Origin of the sequence: Paracoccus sp. (in: a-proteobacteria) (assembly GCF_030604785.1) — a bacterium.
Classification (GTDB): Bacteria; Pseudomonadota; Alphaproteobacteria; order Rhodobacterales; family Rhodobacteraceae; genus Paracoccus.
Genome location: NZ_JAUVVF010000012.1, coordinates 48,662 through 64,602, shown reverse-complemented (window position 1 = coordinate 64,602; position 15,941 = coordinate 48,662). Strand labels below are relative to the sequence as shown.

Genomic DNA, 15,941 nt, shown 5'->3' with positions numbered 1-15,941 from the left:
CGGATTGCACCATCGGCCATCGCGCGATCCTGCATGGCTGCCGGATCGGCGACGGCGTGCTGGTCGGCATGGGCGCCACGATCCTGAACGGCGCCGAGATCGGCGAGGGCGCGCTGATCGGCGCGGGCGCGCTGATCCCCGAGGGGCGGCAGGTGCCGCCCGGCGCGCTGGTCATGGGAACGCCCGGCAAGGTGGTGCGGATGCTGGACGCCGATGCGCAGGCCGGTCTGCGTGCCGCCGCCGGACGCTACCGCGCGAATGCCGCGCGCTTCCGGGCGGGCCTGCGGCAGGTGGTGTCGGGCGATGTCGGCTGAATTGCAGCGCCGCGCACAGAGCCTGCTGGACGGGGTGCCGGTGCCGATGCTGGCGGTGGACGCGCATGCGCGCACCATCGCCGCCAATGCGGCCGCGCGGCTGCTGCTGGGCGACGATCTGCTGGACCGGCCCTTCGTGACGATCCTGCGCCATCCCGGCGTGGTGCAGGCGGTGGACTGGGTCCTGGCCCCGGACCGCCATCCTGCCCCCGCCCGTCCCGAAGGACTTTCGGCCGCGCCGGGCTGCGCGGTCCTGCGGGCGCATCTTGGCGTGGACGGGCGCAACATCATGGCCGAGATCACCGTGGCGCCGCTGTCGCTGCTGATCGGTCGCGGCGCGAGCATCGCGATCCTCGACCGCTCGGTCGCGGACGAGGCCGAGCAGGTCCGGCGCGATTTCGTCGCCAATGTCAGCCACGAGCTGAAGACGCCCCTGACCGCGATGCTGGGCTTTATCGAGACCCTCCGCGGCCCCGCCCGCGAGGATGCCCGCGCCCGCGACCGCTTTCTGGACATCATGGAGCGCGAGGCGGGCCGGATGAACCGGCTGATCAGCGATCTTCTGTCGCTGAGCCGGGTCCAAGCCGAGGAGCGGCGACGACCCTCCGAGATGCTGGACCTGGCGGGGCTGCTGCGCTCGGTCCTGGCCACGATGGAGCCGCGCGCACGGGCGGCCGGGGTGGTCCTGCGGACCGAGGGGCTGGACGGGCGTGTCATGGTGCCGGGCGATGCCGACCAGTTGACGCAGGTCTTTCAGAACCTGATCGAGAACGGGCTGAAATATGGTGGCTCGGGCGGCCTGCTGGAGGTCGTGCTGCGCCGCATCAACCACGAGCCGCAATTGCGCGGGCCGGGTTGGGCGGTCGAGATCGCCGATCACGGCGAGGGGATCGACGAGATCCATCTGCCGCGCCTGACCGAGCGGTTCTATCGCGTGGACACCCACCGTTCGCGCGAACAGGGGGGGACGGGGCTGGGACTGGCCATCGTCAAGCACATCATCAGCCGCCATCGCGGCCGCCTGCGGATCGAGAGCGTCCGCGGCAAGGGCAGCCGGTTCTCGGTCGTGCTGCCCGAGGATATGCGCCGGGGCTGACGGCGCCATGTTCAGGCCGGGCAGGGGGGCGCTCGCGCCCCCCGTCGCGTTCCGCGACTCCCCCCTGAGGATATTTGGCCAAGGCAAAGGGCGGGCCGGGTCTCGCACTTTGGCGGGGCATTGCCTATAAGCGTGGCGGGTCCAGAAGAGGGGATAGGACATGGCGCAGGTATCAGAGGTCGATCCGGCCAAGCTGGCGGCGGCGCGGGCCGCTGTGGCGCTGGTGCAGGACGGGATGCGGCTGGGGCTGGGCACCGGCTCGACGGCCAGCGTGATGGTGCGCGAGCTGGCGGCGCGGGTCGATGCCGAGGGGCTGCGGCTGCGCTGCGCGGCCACATCGAAGGCGACGGCCGATCTGGCCGAGAGCCTTGGCCTGCGGATCGAGGCGCTGGACGCGATCGGCTGGCTGGACCTGACCATCGACGGGGCCGACGAGGTGGACGGGCAGCTTCACCTGATCAAGGGCGGCGGCGCGGCGCATCTGCGCGAGAAGATCGTGGCGGCGGCCAGCGACCGCATGGTCGTGATCGCCGATCCGGGCAAGGTGGTCGAGACGCTTGGCGCCTTTCCCCTGCCGGTCGAGGTTCTCGAATTCGGCTTCGAGACCACGCGCAAGCTGATCCGGCGCGCGCTCGAGGGCCTGGATCTGGGCGGACGGGACGTGATGCAGCGCCTGCGCGGCAGCGATCCGGTGATCACGGATGAGGGCAACCTGATCCTGGACCTGCATCTGGGCGAGATCCCCGATCCGGTCGCGCTGGCGCGTGCCCTTTCGGCCATTCCCGGCGTGGTCGAGCACGGGTTGTTTCTTGGCATGTGCAATCTGGCGATCATCGGGCGGCCCGATGGCAGCGTGGCGGAACTGGCCCGCGAGGCCGATATCGACGCCGACATGCTGGCGGCTGAGGGGGACCGGGATGGCCTTTGACTATGATCTTTTCGTCATCGGGGGCGGCTCGGGCGGGGTCCGGGCGGCCCGGATCGCGGCGTCGGAGCATGGTGCGCGGGTGGGTCTGGCCGAAGAGAGCCGCATGGGCGGCACCTGCGTCATCCGCGGCTGCGTGCCCAAGAAGCTGATGATCTTTGCCTCGCAGGCCGGGCTGATGGCCGAAGAGATGCGCGGCTATGGCTGGGAGAACGCGTCGGCGGGCAAATTCGACTGGCCGGTCTTTCGCGCGAAGCTGGATGCGGAACTGGCGCGGCTGGAACTGGTCTATCGGGCCGGGCTGACCCGTGCCGGCGTCGAGATCCATGACCAGCGCGCGGTGATCGCCGACCATCATACGGTCGAGCTGGCTGATGGCACGCGCAAGACCGCGCGTCACATCCTGATCGCGGCCGGGGGGCGGCCGAGCAAGATCGGCGTCCCGGGCGAGGATCTGGCGCTGGTCTCGGACGATCTGTTCGTGATGGACGTGCTGCCGCGCCGGGTTCTGCTGGTGGGGGGCGGCTTCATCGCCTGCGAATTCGCCACGATCCTGGCGGGTCTGGGTGTCGAGACCGTGCAGGTCTATCGAGGCGATGCGGTGCTGCGGGGCTTTGACCGCGAGGCGCGCGATCTGGCGACGCTGCAGTTGAGCCGGATCGGCGTCGATCTGCGGCTTGGCCTGACCCCCGCCGCGCTGGAGCGCGATGGCGATGGCGTGAAGGTGCGCTTTGATGATGGCAGCGAGGACCGCTTTGACGCGGTCTTCTTCGCCACCGGCCGGGCACCCCACACCAAGGGGCTAGGGCTCGAGAATACCGAGGTGCGGCTGAAGCCGAACGGCGCGATCGAGGTCGATGAATGGTCGCAGACCTGCGTGCCCTCGATCTTTGCGGTGGGTGACGTGACCGACCGGGTGAACCTGACGCCGGTGGCGATCCGCGAGGGGCATGCCTTTGCCGACACGGTCTTTGGCGCCAAGCCGCGCAAGGTGGATCATTCGCTGGTCGCCAGCGCCGTCTATCTGCGCCCCCACGAGGTCGCCAGCGTGGGCCTGACCGAGGAGGAGGCGCGCGCCAGGGGACCGGTCGACGTCTATGCGACGCAGTTCCGGCCGATGCGCTCGGCCTTTGCCGGCAGCGATGCCAAGGTGATGATGAAACTGCTGGTCGATCCGGGCACCGACAAGGTGCTGGGTTGCCACATCTTCGGCCCCGAGGCGGGCGAGATGATCCAGCTGGCCGCCATCCCCATCGGCATGGGCGCGACCAAGGCGCAGTTCGATGCGACCATCGCCGTTCACCCCACTGCCGCCGAGGAATTGGTGACGATGCGCGCGCCCGCGCGGCGCCATGCAGGGCTTCAGGGCTGACGATCGCGTGTGCGCGGCCCTCTGCCGCATCGGCGGGGGGCCGTCACGGGGCTGCGAGGGTTGACATTCCGGCCCCGTTCCCCAGTTTTCAGACAACGGAAATTCCAAGGAAAGAAGGTCTGCGGATGGCAAATCAGGGGCCCTGGGGCGGAGGCGGTGGCGGAAATGGCGGCGGCCGGGACGACGATGATCGCGACAGGCGTCCACCGGCCGGGCGGCCATGGGGCAACCAGCAGCCGCCGAACGGTCAGAAACCGGGCCGGGGCGACCAGCAGATGCCGGAAATCGAGGACCTGATGAAGAAGGGCCAGGAACGCCTGCGCGTCCTGATGGGCGGCGGCGGGGGCGGTGGTCCTGCCGGTCCGGGCCGAGGCCGGGGCGGTCCCAACTTCTCGATGAACCGCTCGACGCTGGCGGTTGCGGGGCTCGTGGCGCTTGGCCTCTGGGCGGCGGCCAGCTTCTATCGGGTCCAAACGAACGAATTGTCGGTCGAGTTCCTTTTCGGCCGCGCCGTCTCGGTCGGGACCGAGGGTCTGAACTTTGCCCCCTGGCCCGTGATGCGGGCCGAGGTGGTGCCCGTCACCAACGAGCGCGTCACCGAAATCGGGACCGGCCGCGCCGGGCCGATGGATAGCGGTCTGATGCTGACCCGCGACCAGAACATCGTGGACATGGAGTATCAGGTCGTCTGGAATATCCGCGATCCGCAGATGTTCCTGTTCAACCTGGCCGATCCCGCCGACACGATCCGCGCGGTGTCGGAATCGGCCATGCGCGACATCATCGCGCGCAGCGAGCTGGCGCCGATCCTCAACCGCGACCGGGGCGCCATCGCCACCGACCTGCGCGAGGCCGTGCAGCGCACGCTGGACGAATACCAGTCGGGCATCAACGTCGTCCGGGTCAACCTTGACCGTGCCGACCCGCCCGCCGAGGTGATCGACGCCTTCCGCGAGGTGCAGGCCGCCCAGCAGGAACGCGACCGGCTGGAAAACGAGGCCGATGCCTATGCCAACCGCGTTCTGGCGCAGGGCCGCGGTAACGCCGCGCAGATCCTGGAACAGGCCGAGGCCTATCGCGCCGAGGCGGTCAACACCGCCGAGGGTGAGGCCTCGCGGTTCAACTCGATCTATGAGGAATATGTCAGGGCGCCCGACGTGACCCGTCGCCGGATGTATCTGGAGACGATGGAGCAGGTTCTGGCCGACGTGCAGAAGATCATCCTGGGCGAGGGCGCGGCAGGATCGGGCGTGGTGCCCTATCTGCCGCTTGACCAGCTGCGGGGCGGCGCCGTGCCGCCGCAGCAGAATCGCACCCAGCCCGGCCAGGCGCAATCCGGCCTGACCGGCGCGCAGCCCGCCACAGGCGCCACGACCACCGGAGGGACGAACTGATGGCCCGCAGAATCTCGCTGACCACGATCGCGCTTCCGGCGGTCTTTGTTGCGGCCGTGGTGGCGGCCTCGTCGCTCTATATCGTGGACGAGCGCGAAAAGGCGCTGGTGCTGCGTCTGGGCCGTGTCGTCGACGTGCAGGAAGTGCCGGGGCTGAACTTCCGCGTGCCGTTCCTCGACAACGTGGTGAAATATGACGCGCGCATCCTGGGCCTGCCGACCAGCCCGCTGGAGGTCACGCCGCTGGACGATCGCCGTCTGGTCGTGGACGCCTTCGCGCGCTGGCGCATCACCGATCCGGTGCGTTTCCGTCAGGCCGTGGGCACGGGCGGCATCCAGGCTGCAATGTCGCGGCTGGAACCCATCGTCAGCGCCGCCATCCGCGAGGTGCTGGGCTCGGTTCCCTCGACCGCAGTTCTGTCGGATGACCGGACGGTGCTGATGAACCAGATCCGCAACGAGGCGCGCAACAACTCGGCCGGGCTGGGGATCGAGATCATCGACGTCCGCCTGACCCGCACCGACCTGCCCGAGCAGAACCTGAACGCGACCTATGCCCGGATGCGGGCCGAACGCGAACGCGAGGCCGCCGACGAGATCGCCCGTGGTGGCGAGGCCGCGCAGCGCGTCCGCGCCGCCGCCGACCGGACCGTGGTCGAATTGACCTCGGAAGCGCGGCGCCGCGCCGAGATCATCCGAGGCGAAGCCGACGCGCAGCGGAACGCGATCTATGCCGATGCCTTCGGCCGCGACCCCGAGTTCTTCGCCTTCACCCGCTCGATGACCGCTTATGAGCGGGCGATGATCGGCACCGGCGCCTCGATGGTCCTGTCGCCCGAGGGCGAGTTCTTCAGCTACCTGCTGAATGACGGCGCGGATCAGGCCAACCCGCCCTCGGCCCCCGTGCCGCCGGGCAATTCGGCCGCAGAATGGCGCAGCTATGAAAGCGAGGCCAGCGAAGAGGACGATCTGGTCGAGCCCGTCGTCACTGACCGCGATGGCAATCCGCTTGGGGAATCGGCCGGCGTCCGCCTGACGCCCGTGCCGGAAAGCCTGACGACCCCGCCGCAGGACCCGTCCGAGATCATCATGCCCGAAGAGGGCGAGGGTGCGGTCGGCGCGCCGGCAGAGGCCCCGGCGGAAGCCCCGGCAGAGGCCCCGGTGGATGCGCCCGCCGCGATCGAGCCCGAGCCGGGCACGGCGCCCGCGAACTGATCATGACACCGGATGCGGGCGGGGACTTTCCCCGCCCGTTCTGCAACAAAAGTCACGATCTGTTCACAACACGAGAGCGTGGATTTCTTGCAACGCATCCCCAGATCAAGATCAAATGCGAAAACGGCAGCCGGACAACCCCCCCTGCCGCTGAATTGAGAGGTTATCCATGAGATCGCTTTCGCCCCGCCATTTGCTGACCGTCTCGGTCCTGGCCCTTGGTCTTGGTCTGGGCGCCCCTTTCGCACAGCAACTGGTCGAACCGTCCAACAACGAGGTGTCGCCGCAGACCAGCCAGCAGGCTCAGGATGCCGCCGACGCGAACCAGCCGCTTGGCGGCGACACCGCGACGGGCACGGAATCGCAGGTCATGCCCGGCAGCTTCGCCGATCTGGCCGAACAGGTGTCGCCTGCCGTCGTGAACATCACCACGACCTCGGTCGTGTCGCAGCCCACCGGCGGGCCGGGCGGGCCGCGCTTTCCCGAGGGCAGCCCCTTCTCGGACCTGTTCCGTGATTTCGGCATTCCCGGCTTTCCGGGACCCGAAGGCATGCCGCAGCGGCGCGGACCGCAGCGATCCAACGCCCTGGGCTCGGGCTTCGTGATCTCGGCGGATGGCTACATCGTCACGAACAACCACGTGATCGAGGGCGCCGACCAGATCGAGATCGAGTTCTATTCGGGCCAGCGCCTGCCTGCGACCGTGGTCGGCACCGACCCGTCGACCGATATCGCGCTGCTCAAGGTCGAAAGCGACGAGGCGATCCCGTTCGTGGGCTTCGGCGACAGCGACACGGCCCGCGTGGGCGACTGGGTTCTGGCACTGGGCAACCCGTTGGGGCAGGGCTTCTCGGCCTCGACCGGGATCGTCTCGGCCCGCAATCGTGAATTATCGGGCTCGTATGACGATTATCTGCAGACGGATGCGGCGATCAACCGGGGCAATTCGGGCGGCCCGCTGTTCAACCTCAAGGGCGAGGTGATAGGCGTTAACACCGCGATCCTGTCGCCAAATGGCGGCTCGATCGGGATCGGCTTCTCGATGGCGTCGAATGTTGTCTCGCAAGTGGTTGAGCAGCTCAAGGAATTCGGCGAGACGCGGCGCGGCTGGCTGGGCGTGATGATCCAAGATGTCAGCGACGAGATGGCCGAGGCGATGGGTATGGAGGGCACCCGCGGCGCCATGATCACCGAGGTTCCCGAAGGTCCGGCCCGCGATGCCGGGCTTCAGGCCGGCGACGTGATCACGCAGTTCGACGGGACCGAGGTGACCGATACGCGCAGCCTCGTGCGGCGCGTGGCCGAGGCTCCGGCGGGCGAGACGGTCGAGGTGATCGTGATGCGCGACGGTGCGCCCGAGACGCTGCAGGTGACGCTTGGCCTGCGCGAGGAAGCCACCGGCCGCCCCCGTCCCGGCCAAGGCCCCGATGCCGAGGATCAGGCCGAGACCGAGATGCTGGGCCTGAGCCTCGCCCCGCTGACGCCCGAAACGGCGGCCGAGCTGGGGCTGTCGCCCGAAACACAGGGGCTGGTCGTCACCGGCGTCGATCCCGAAGGCCCGGCCGCCGACAAGGGGCTGGCTGCGGGCGACGTGATCACCGAGGCCGCGCAGCAGCCCGTCACCTCGGTCGCGGATCTGCGCGCCCGCGTGGACGAGATGCGCGAAGCCGGGCGGCGTTCGATCCTGGTGCTGGTCCGCCGCGAGGGAGCGCCGCGCTTCGTCGCGCTGGCGCTGGAGCCCGAGCCGGAACAGTAGGAGCGGCTTACTGCGACATGGGGGCAGCCCGGCGGGCTGCCCCTTTTCATTGGCGGGGCGATATCCTAACTCAAGCCCGACCAAGGGACGAACCAAGGGACAGGCGCGAGATGGCTAAGATCACCTATATCGAACATAACGGCACCCGCCACGAGGTCGATGTGCGGCCCGGCATGACGGTGATGGAGGGCGCGCGCGACAATGGCGTTCCCGGCATCGATGCCGATTGCGGCGGCGCCTGCGCCTGTTCGACCTGTCACGTCTATGTCGCCGCCGACTGGCTCGAGAAGCTGCCCGCCCGCGACCCGATGGAAGAGGACATGCTGGATTTCGCCTGGCAGCCCGACCCCGTGCGGTCGCGCCTGACCTGCCAGATCAAGGTCACCGAAGATCTTGACGGGCTGGTCGTGGAACTGCCCGAACGCCAGATCTGACGGCTCGCAAGGGCCGCCTGCCGGGGGCGCGTCAGCCGACGCGCCGCCCCTGCACCCAGACCCCGCGCACCGCGCCCGTATTGATGCCGCTGCCCGAGATGCGGGTCACGCGGATCACGTCGGCGCGCGCGCCTACGGCCAGACGGCCCCGGTCATGCAGGTCCACCGCATCGGCGGGCGCATGCGTGACCGTGCCGATCCCGCGCGCCAGATCGCCCCAGAGATCGCCCAGCATCAGCGCCGCCGACAGCAACGCCGACGGCACGTAATCGGACGACACGATGTCCAGAAGATCCGCCTCGGCCAGCACGCTGGCGGCGATGTTGCCGCTATGCGATCCGCCCCGGATCAGGTTCGGCGCACCCATCATCACCTTGATGCCATGGTTGTGGCAGGCGCGGGCGGCTTCCAGCGTGGTGGGGAATTCGGCGAAATGGCAGCCGTGGCGGGCGCTGACGGCGACCTGGTCATCGGTCGTGTCGTCATGGCTGGCCAGGACCGCGCCATAACGGCGCGCCTCGGCCACGGCGGCGGCCTCGTGCGCCTCGCCCACGCGGTCGCGCAGGGCCTGCTGTTCGGCGACATGCTCGGCGAATTCGGCCTCGGACAGGCCCGCCTTGCCGATGACGTAATCGCGCAGCTTGCTGACATCGCGGAACTGGCGCTGGCCGGGCGTGTGGTCCATCAGGCTGACGATGCCGACCCGGTCCAGCGGACCGAACTTGGCCATTTCCTCGATCAGCGTCTGGGAACAGATCTCGGCGCGCAGATGCAGGAAATGGCTGATCCGCAGCGCGGCGCGGGCGCGCAGGTCAAGGATCTCGTCGGCGAGGGCGCGGGCATATTCGCCGTAGCCCGCATTGTTCGAGGTGATGACCGACCCCACCCGCAGCGCGTCGAACACCGTCGTGATGCCAACGCTGCACAATTCGGCGTCATGGGCGATGATGGCGGCCTGATGGGGCCAGTCCACGCGGGGGCGGGGCTCGATATGGCGTTCCAGATTGTCGGTGTGCAGCTCGATCAGGCCGGGCATGACCAGATCGCCGTCGCAATCCACCGCCCCGTGCGGAATGTCACGGCCGCGTCCGATGGCGGCGATCCGCCCCTCGCGCAGGACAAGATGGCCGTGGAAGCTTTCATCCGGCAGGACCAGAAGGGCATTGGCAAGGATCGTGTCGGTCATGTCGATTTCCGGTCTTGAGGCTGGGTGTCGAAGGGGGTGAATTGGCAGAACTCTGTCACAGGGATGTGACGATCCGGGGTTAAGGCGGGCCATCATGACCGAATTCGCACGATATGCCATCTACTACGCCCCGCGCGCGGGGGAATTCGCCGATGCCTGCGCGGCATGGCTGGGCTGGGACATGCAGGCGGGGCGCGCCGTGGCGCAGCCCGATCTGCCGGGCCTGCCGCGCCCCCTGACCGAGCTGACGCTGGCGCCGCGCAAATACGGCTTTCACGGCACGATCCGCGCACCCTTCCGCCCCGCCTGCGACGAGGCCCGGCTGATCGAGGCTGTCGAGGATTGCGCCGCATCGCTGGCGCCGGTGCATTGCGGGGCACTGGTTCTGACCGATCTGCACGGCTTTCTGGCGCTGCTGCCCGAGGGCTGCGACGACGGCCTGCACGCCCTGGGTGAGGCCGTGATCCGCGCGACCGACCCGCTGCGCCTGCCGCTGAATGAGGCCGAGATCTCCCGCCGCCGACCCGAGACGCTGAGCCCCCGCCAGCGCGAACTGCTGGACCGGTGGGGCTATCCCTTCGTGATGGAGGAGTTCCGCTTTCACCTGACGCTGACCGATCAGCTTCAGCCGGGCGAGGGCAGGGCGGTCTTCCCGGCCCTGTCGGACTGGCTGGCGCCGGCCCTGCCACGCACCTTTGCCATCGAGGATCTGTGCCTTGTGGCTGAGGATCACGCGGGGCGCTTCCATCTGCGTCACCGCGCGGCCCTGGCAGGCTGAAGCGCGTCGAGTAGCCGCGCAACGCCGGTTTCTGGATCGGCATCGTTCATCACCGTGAGATGGGGGATGCCGGGCGGCATGGCAAAGCCTGCCCGCGCAAGGCGCTGCGCGATGTCGGCGGCATCCTCGCGCCCGCGCAGGGCCAGACGCCGCGCAAGCAGCGCCTCGGGCGCGGTGATCAGGACCACGCGCAGGCCAGGCAGGCGCGCCACGGCCTGCGGCAGGGCCGCACGGCTGCCGTTGAAGATGACCGGCCCCGGCCCGGCGAGCCGATCGCGGGGGATGCCGTAAGCCAGCCCATGCGCCTGCCAGTCCAGCGCGAAGCGGCCTGCGCGGCGCATGGCGGCGAATTCCTCGGGCGCGACGCCCTCGAAATCCTCGCCCCCGGCCTCGGTCGGGCGGGTGATGACGCGGCGCGCCAGCCGCAGGTCGGGCCGCAGCGCCAGCGCGCCGCCGATCAGCCGGTCCTTGCCCGCGCCCGATGGGCCCACCACCGCGACGATCATGCCGCGCGTCCCGGCGTGAAGGCGGTCACGTCAACAAGCCGGTCGCAGACCCTGTCGCGCGCGGGCGCGTCGTGAAAGATCCCCAGGATCGCGGCGCCGCGGGCCTTGGCTTCCTCGATCAGGGTCAGCACGACCTCGCGGTTCTGCGCGTCGAGGCTGGCCGTCGGTTCATCCAGCAGCAGGCACGGGAAGGGATGGACGAAACCGCGCGCGATGTTGACGCGCTGCTGCTCGCCCCCCGAAAAGGTCGTGGGCGACAGGGACCACAGCCCGCGCGGGATGTTCAGCCGCCACAGCATGCATTCGGCCCGGGCGCGGGCCTCGGCTTCGGGGGAGCCAAGCGCGCGTAGGGGTTCGGCCACGACATCGACGGCGGGAACGCGCGGCAGGACGCGCAGGAACTGGCTGACATGGCCAAGCGTCTCGCGGCGCAGGCGGGTGATGGCGCGGGGCTCGGCGCCGACCAGTTCGGTTCCGGCGATGCGGATGCTGCCCGCGCCCGCAAGGTAATTGCCCTGGATCATCCGCATCAGCGTGGACTTGCCCGCGCCTGACTGGCCGACCAGCCCCACGCATTCGCCCGGCCCCACATGCAGCGACGCGCCCGCCATCACCGGGATCACGGTGCCGCCCTGATTGTGCAGCGTGAAGGATTTGGAGAGGTTCTCGACGCTGATCATGGTTCACACCTGAAGCACGGATGAGACAAGAAGCTGCGTATAGGCGTCCTGCGGATCGTCCAGCACCTGATCGGTGAGGCCCTGTTCCACCACCCGGCCCGATTTCATCACCATCAGCCGGTCCGCCAACAGGCGCACCACCGCCAGATCGTGCGTGACGATGATCACCGACAGACCCATATCGCGCACGAGGCCGCGCAGCAGGTCCAGAAGCCGCGCCTGCACGCTGACATCCAGCCCGCCCGTCGGCTCGTCCATGAAGACCAGGCGCGGCCCCGTCACCAGATTGCGCGCGATCTGAAGCCGCTGCTGCATGCCCCCGGAAAAGGCGGTGGGACGGTCGTCGATCCGGGTCTCGTCGATCTCGACCCGGTCCAGCCAGTCGATGGCCTGCGCGCGGATCCGCCCGTAATGGCGCGCGCCCGTGGCCATCAGCCGTTCGCCCACATTCGCGCCTGCGCTGACGCCCATCCGCAGCCCCTCGCGGGCATGCTGATGGACATAGGCCCATTCGGTGCGGGCCAGCCGCCGTCTTTCGGTCTCGGGCATGGCCAGCACGTCGCGCCCGTCATAGGTGACGCTGCCCGCATCGGGGCGCTGATGCCCGGCCAGACAGGACAGCAGCGTGGACTTGCCCGAACCGCTTTCCCCGACCATGCCCAGGACCTCGCCCGGCCACAGGTCGAAGCCGACGCCGGTGCAGCCGATCCGCGCGCCATAGCGCCGTTCAAGGCCCCGGACGGACAGGATCGGCGCGCTCATGCCGCGGCCCCCTTGCTCTGGCCCGCCAGTCGGCCGGCATGGCCCGCCCGCACGCGGCCCATGCAGAAATCGGTGTCCGAGCAGACGAACATCCGCCCCCCACGATCGTCGGTGATCACCTCGTCCAGATAGCTGTCCGACGCGCCGCAGAGGTCGCAATCATGGTCGGGTTTTGACGCCACGAAGGGGTGATCGTCGAAATCCAGGCTGACCACCTGCGTATGGGGCGGCAGAGCATAGATGCGCTGTTCCCGTCCCGCGCCGAACAGCTGGATCGCGGGGCAGCCGGACAATTTCGGATTGTCGAATTTCGGGATGGGCGAGGGGTCCATGACATAGCGCCCCTCGACCTTGACCGGATAGGCGTAAGAGGTCGCGATCTGGCCGTGCCGGGCGATGTCCTCGTAAAGCTTCACATGCATCAGGCCGTATTCTTCCAGCTCGTGCATCTTGCGCGTCTCGGTCTCGCGCGGCTCGAGGAACCGCAGCGGTTCGGGGATCGGCACCTGATAGACCAGCACCTGATCCTCGGTCAGCGGCGTCTCGGGGATGCGGTGGCGGGTCTGGATCAGGGTCGCCTCGCGTGTGGCCTCGGTCACGGCGACGCCTGCGGTTCGCTGAAAGAACTTGCGGATGCTGACCGCATTCGTCGTGTCGTCGGCGCCCTGGTCGATGACCTTCAGCCGGTCCTCGGGGGTCAGGCAGGCGGCGGTCAGTTGCACGCCGCCCGTGCCCCAGCCATAGGGCATCGGCATCTCGCGGCTGGCGAAGGGGACCTGATAGCCGGGGATCGCCAGCGCCTTGAGGATCGCGCGGCGGATCATGCGCTTGGTCTGCTCGTCGAGATAGGCGAAGTTGTAATCGCTCATAGCAGGCCCCGTTCGGTCAGATCGGCCTCCAGCGCCTGAGGCGTGTTGAAGTGATGGGCCTGCATCCCCGCCGCCTGCGCGCCTGCGACGTTCCTGGGGCCGTCATCAATGAACAGGCATTCAGCCGGTGCGACCCCGGCACGCTGGCAGAGCGCGGCGAAGATGCGCGGATCGGGCTTGATGATCCCCTCTTGCCCCGAGACGACCGTGACGCCAAAGGCTTTTGCCAGACGCGGATGGGTCGCAAGGCCGATGGGCCATGTCTGGGCCGACCAGTTGGTGATCGCATGGATGGCAAACCCGCGCGCGCGCAGGCGGTCCATCAGCGCCCATGACCCCTCGATCGGTTCGCGGATCGAGGCCGCGTGCCCCTCCAGATAGGTCAGGAACAGCGCGCGGTCATCGGCATCGGGGATCTCGCGGGCGAGGTCCGCGAAGGTCTCGCCCCCGTCGGCGCGCAGGTTCAGGCTGAAGAAGTCGATCCGCGCGAGGAAGGCATCCACCGCCGCGCGGTCGGGCAGGGCGTGCAGAAAGGCTGCATGGGGGTCCCACCGGACCAGCACGTTGCCGATGTCAAAGACGATGGTGGTCAGGGCGGTCATGGCTGGGCCTCTTGCGCTTCGGCCCGCAAGCGTCGCACCAGTTCCAGTTCGGCCTGGAAATCGACGTAATGGGGCAGCTTGATATGTTCGAGAAATCCGGTCGCCTGGATGTTGTCGCAATGGGACAGCACGAATTCGGCATCCTGCGCCGGGGCGCCAGTGAAATCCTCACCCAGTTCCTGCCAGCGCAGCGCGCGGTCCACCAGGCTGACGGCGATGGCCTTGCGTTCGGACTGGCCCATGACCAGACCGTAGCCGCGCGTGAACTGCGCGGGCTCGGTCCGCGAGCCCTTGAACTGGTTCACCGTCTCGCATTCGGTCAGCTCGATCTCTCCGATCTCGATGGCGAAGCCCAGTTCGGGGATATCCATCTCGACCGGGACGCGGCCGATCCGCAATTCGCCGACAAAGGCATGGGTGCGCCCGTAGCCGCGCTGCGTCGAATAGGCTAGAGCAAGGGTGAACCCCTCATCCGCGCGGGCCAGCGCCTGAAGCCGCAGCGCGCGGCAGGCTGGCAGTTCCAGCGGCTCGCGCGTCAGGTCGGGGGCGGGCGTGTCGTTTTGGGGGACAGCCTCGATCAGCCCGTCGCGGTCAAGGATCGCGGTCACATGCGGAACGGGCGCGGTGTCGGGTGCGGCCAGCGGGGCCGGGTCGATCGCGGCCTGATCCGCGAAATCCAGCAGCCGGTGCGTATAGTCGAAGGTGGGCCCCAGAACCTGCCCGCCGGGCAAGTCCTTGAACGTGGCCGAGATGCGCCGGTCCACGGCCATCGCGCCGGTATCCACCGGGCGCGAGGCACCGATGCGGGGCAGCGTGGTGCGATAGGCGCGGATCAGGAACACGGCCTCGATCAGGTCGCCCCGCGCCTGCCGGATCGCCAGTGCGGCCAGATCGGGATCGTAAAGCGAGCCCTCGGCCATGACCCGATTGACGGCCAGTGCCATCTGCTCGCGGATCTGGGCGACCGACATCAGGGGCAAGGCGGGATCGCCGCGCCGTTCCTCGGCCAGCCAGGCATGGGCATTGTCGATGGCGCGCTCGCCCCCCTTGACGGCGACATACATCAGGCATCCCCCACGACGGTGCTGCGGGGCAGGCAGGCCAGCCGGTCGCCGCAGGTGAAGATGAAGTCCAGCCCCATCGGGAACAGCGCGCGGTTCGCGCGAAAGGGCGCGATGGCGGGCAGGGACAGGCTGGCATGGTTCCGGATGCCCGGCCCGGTCAGGCGGGGGCCGTCCGCGTCCAGCCGGTCCAGCTCCACGATCACCGTGGCCGAGCGGTCGGGATAATCGGGCAGGCCCACGGGCAGCAGGTCCAGCGGCAGATCGGGCCAGCGCCCGACGGCAAGGCTGGCGCCCTCGGGGCCGGTCAGCGGACTGCCTGCGTGAAATTGCAGCCAGGGCGCAAGGCCGGGCAGATCACCGGCCAGATGCAGCGGCGTCGTTGGATCGGCCAGAAGCAGCAGCACGCTTCCCGCCGCGGGCCCGAGCGCAGGCGGCTGCGTCAGGTTCAGGCGCTGGATCGTGCCGGGGCGCGCCATCGCCTGCATCAGCACGCGAAAGCCGCGCGAGGACTGGATCGCGCGATCGGCAAGGCCGGGGATCATCAATCCTCTCCTCTCTGCAGGGTGAAGAATTCGACGCGGGTGGCGGCGGCGCGGGCGGCGCGGCCCTCGCGCGCGGTCTGAGCCTCAAGGCGCAGCGTCTCGACCAGCGGCGCATGGGCGGCGGGATCGGTCTGCATCAGTGCATCCAGCGCGGCGGCGCGGGTGGCATGGGCGTGGCTGCGGCCCTGGACATGGCCGTGCCCCTCGGTTCCGCAGGGCAGGCGCAGGGCGCAGCGCGTCACGGTTATCTCGCCGATATTGAAGGGCGCGCCGGTCGCGCTGATGCGGCCCTGCACCATGACCGTGCCGGTTTCGGGGGCGCGCAGCCATTCATGCGCCGGCAGGTCCGGCAGCAGCGCGGCCAGCCGCTCGGGCGAGGATTTCGCCAGGATGGACAGCCAGTTGCGGCGTTGGGGAAGAGGGGAAGCAGACATCTTGCCGGTCGGT

At 69.0% G+C, this 15,941-nt stretch carries 18 protein-coding genes; 9 read left to right on the top strand and 9 right to left on the bottom strand.

Going from position 1 to position 15,941, the window contains the following annotated elements; translation table 11 throughout:
* The 8 genes from QAR72_RS06105 to QAR72_RS06070 form a co-directional block, all read left to right on the top strand.
* Positions 1-314, top strand: a 314-nt coding sequence (locus QAR72_RS06105; RefSeq protein ID WP_304616476.1) for a gamma carbonic anhydrase family protein, incomplete at its 5' end; no start/stop codon positions are given.
* Positions 304-1,410, top strand: coding sequence for a sensor histidine kinase (locus QAR72_RS06100; RefSeq protein ID WP_304616475.1), 1,107 nt, complete (start codon positions 304-306; stop codon positions 1,408-1,410). The genes QAR72_RS06105 and QAR72_RS06100, both read left to right, overlap by 11 nt.
* Positions 1,411-1,570: 160 nt before the next feature.
* The gene (rpiA, locus tag QAR72_RS06095) at positions 1,571-2,338 is read left to right on the top strand and encodes a ribose-5-phosphate isomerase RpiA (RefSeq protein ID WP_304616474.1); all 768 of its coding nucleotides are present in this window, start codon (positions 1,571-1,573) and stop codon (positions 2,336-2,338) included.
* The gene (gorA, locus tag QAR72_RS06090) at positions 2,328-3,707 is read left to right on the top strand and encodes a glutathione-disulfide reductase (RefSeq protein ID WP_304616473.1); all 1,380 of its coding nucleotides are present in this window, start codon (positions 2,328-2,330) and stop codon (positions 3,705-3,707) included. Before rpiA ends, gorA begins: the two co-directional genes overlap by 11 nt.
* A gap of 125 nt (positions 3,708-3,832) precedes the next feature.
* Complete coding sequence (gene hflK, locus QAR72_RS06085) at positions 3,833-5,101, top strand: FtsH protease activity modulator HflK (RefSeq protein WP_304616472.1); 1,269 nt, start codon at positions 3,833-3,835, stop codon at positions 5,099-5,101.
* Positions 5,101-6,315, top strand: coding sequence for a protease modulator HflC (gene hflC / locus QAR72_RS06080; RefSeq protein WP_331497643.1), 1,215 nt, complete (start codon positions 5,101-5,103; stop codon positions 6,313-6,315). The genes hflK and hflC overlap by 1 nt, the downstream gene beginning before the upstream one ends.
* Positions 6,316-6,484: 169 nt before the next feature.
* Positions 6,485-8,071, top strand: coding sequence for a DegQ family serine endoprotease (locus QAR72_RS06075; RefSeq protein WP_304616471.1), 1,587 nt, complete (start codon positions 6,485-6,487; stop codon positions 8,069-8,071).
* Between the two features lie 110 nt (positions 8,072-8,181).
* Complete coding sequence (locus QAR72_RS06070; protein WP_304616470.1) at positions 8,182-8,505, top strand: 2Fe-2S iron-sulfur cluster-binding protein; 324 nt, start codon at positions 8,182-8,184, stop codon at positions 8,503-8,505.
* Between the two features lie 31 nt (positions 8,506-8,536).
* On the opposite strand, the gene QAR72_RS06065 is transcribed toward QAR72_RS06070, so the two are convergent.
* Positions 8,537-9,691 (bottom strand): alpha-D-ribose 1-methylphosphonate 5-triphosphate diphosphatase, encoded by a 1,155-nt coding sequence (locus QAR72_RS06065; protein WP_304616469.1) that lies wholly within the window; start codon positions 9,689-9,691, stop codon positions 8,537-8,539.
* 94 nt (positions 9,692-9,785) lie between these two features.
* Here QAR72_RS06065 and QAR72_RS06060 point away from each other — a divergent pair, with 94 nt between their 5' ends.
* Entirely contained in the window at positions 9,786-10,469 is a 684-nt protein-coding gene (locus QAR72_RS06060) for a DUF1045 domain-containing protein (RefSeq protein WP_304616468.1), read from the top strand.
* On the opposite strand, the gene phnN is transcribed toward QAR72_RS06060, so the two are convergent.
* From phnN to phnG, 8 genes are read right to left on the bottom strand one after another with little or no spacing between them, the layout of a single operon-like run.
* The gene (gene phnN / locus QAR72_RS06055; protein ID WP_304616467.1) at positions 10,445-10,975 is read right to left on the bottom strand and encodes a phosphonate metabolism protein/1,5-bisphosphokinase (PRPP-forming) PhnN; all 531 of its coding nucleotides are present in this window, start codon (positions 10,973-10,975) and stop codon (positions 10,445-10,447) included. The genes QAR72_RS06060 and phnN overlap by 25 nt on opposite strands.
* Complete coding sequence (gene phnL / locus QAR72_RS06050; RefSeq protein ID WP_304616466.1) at positions 10,972-11,655, bottom strand: phosphonate C-P lyase system protein PhnL; 684 nt, start codon at positions 11,653-11,655, stop codon at positions 10,972-10,974. Before phnL ends, phnN begins: the two co-directional genes overlap by 4 nt.
* Before the next feature lie 3 nt (positions 11,656-11,658).
* Positions 11,659-12,417, bottom strand: a complete 759-nt coding sequence (gene phnK / locus QAR72_RS06045) for a phosphonate C-P lyase system protein PhnK (RefSeq protein ID WP_304616465.1) — start codon at positions 12,415-12,417, stop codon at positions 11,659-11,661.
* A complete protein-coding gene (locus QAR72_RS06040; RefSeq protein WP_304616464.1) occupies positions 12,414-13,286 on the bottom strand; it encodes an alpha-D-ribose 1-methylphosphonate 5-phosphate C-P-lyase PhnJ in 873 nt (290 codons plus the stop codon). Before QAR72_RS06040 ends, phnK begins: the two co-directional genes overlap by 4 nt.
* Positions 13,283-13,888, bottom strand: a complete 606-nt coding sequence (locus QAR72_RS06035) for an HAD family hydrolase (RefSeq protein WP_304616463.1) — start codon at positions 13,886-13,888, stop codon at positions 13,283-13,285. The genes QAR72_RS06040 and QAR72_RS06035 overlap by 4 nt, the downstream gene beginning before the upstream one ends.
* Positions 13,885-14,952, bottom strand: coding sequence for a carbon-phosphorus lyase complex subunit PhnI (locus tag QAR72_RS06030; RefSeq protein ID WP_304616462.1), 1,068 nt, complete (start codon positions 14,950-14,952; stop codon positions 13,885-13,887). Before QAR72_RS06030 ends, QAR72_RS06035 begins: the two co-directional genes overlap by 4 nt.
* Positions 14,952-15,494, bottom strand: a complete 543-nt coding sequence (phnH, locus tag QAR72_RS06025) for a phosphonate C-P lyase system protein PhnH (RefSeq protein ID WP_304616461.1) — start codon at positions 15,492-15,494, stop codon at positions 14,952-14,954. Before phnH ends, QAR72_RS06030 begins: the two co-directional genes overlap by 1 nt.
* Positions 15,494-15,928 (bottom strand): phosphonate C-P lyase system protein PhnG, encoded by a 435-nt coding sequence (phnG, locus tag QAR72_RS06020; protein WP_304616460.1) that lies wholly within the window; start codon positions 15,926-15,928, stop codon positions 15,494-15,496. The genes phnH and phnG overlap by 1 nt, the downstream gene beginning before the upstream one ends.
* Positions 15,929-15,941 lie beyond the last annotated feature (13 nt).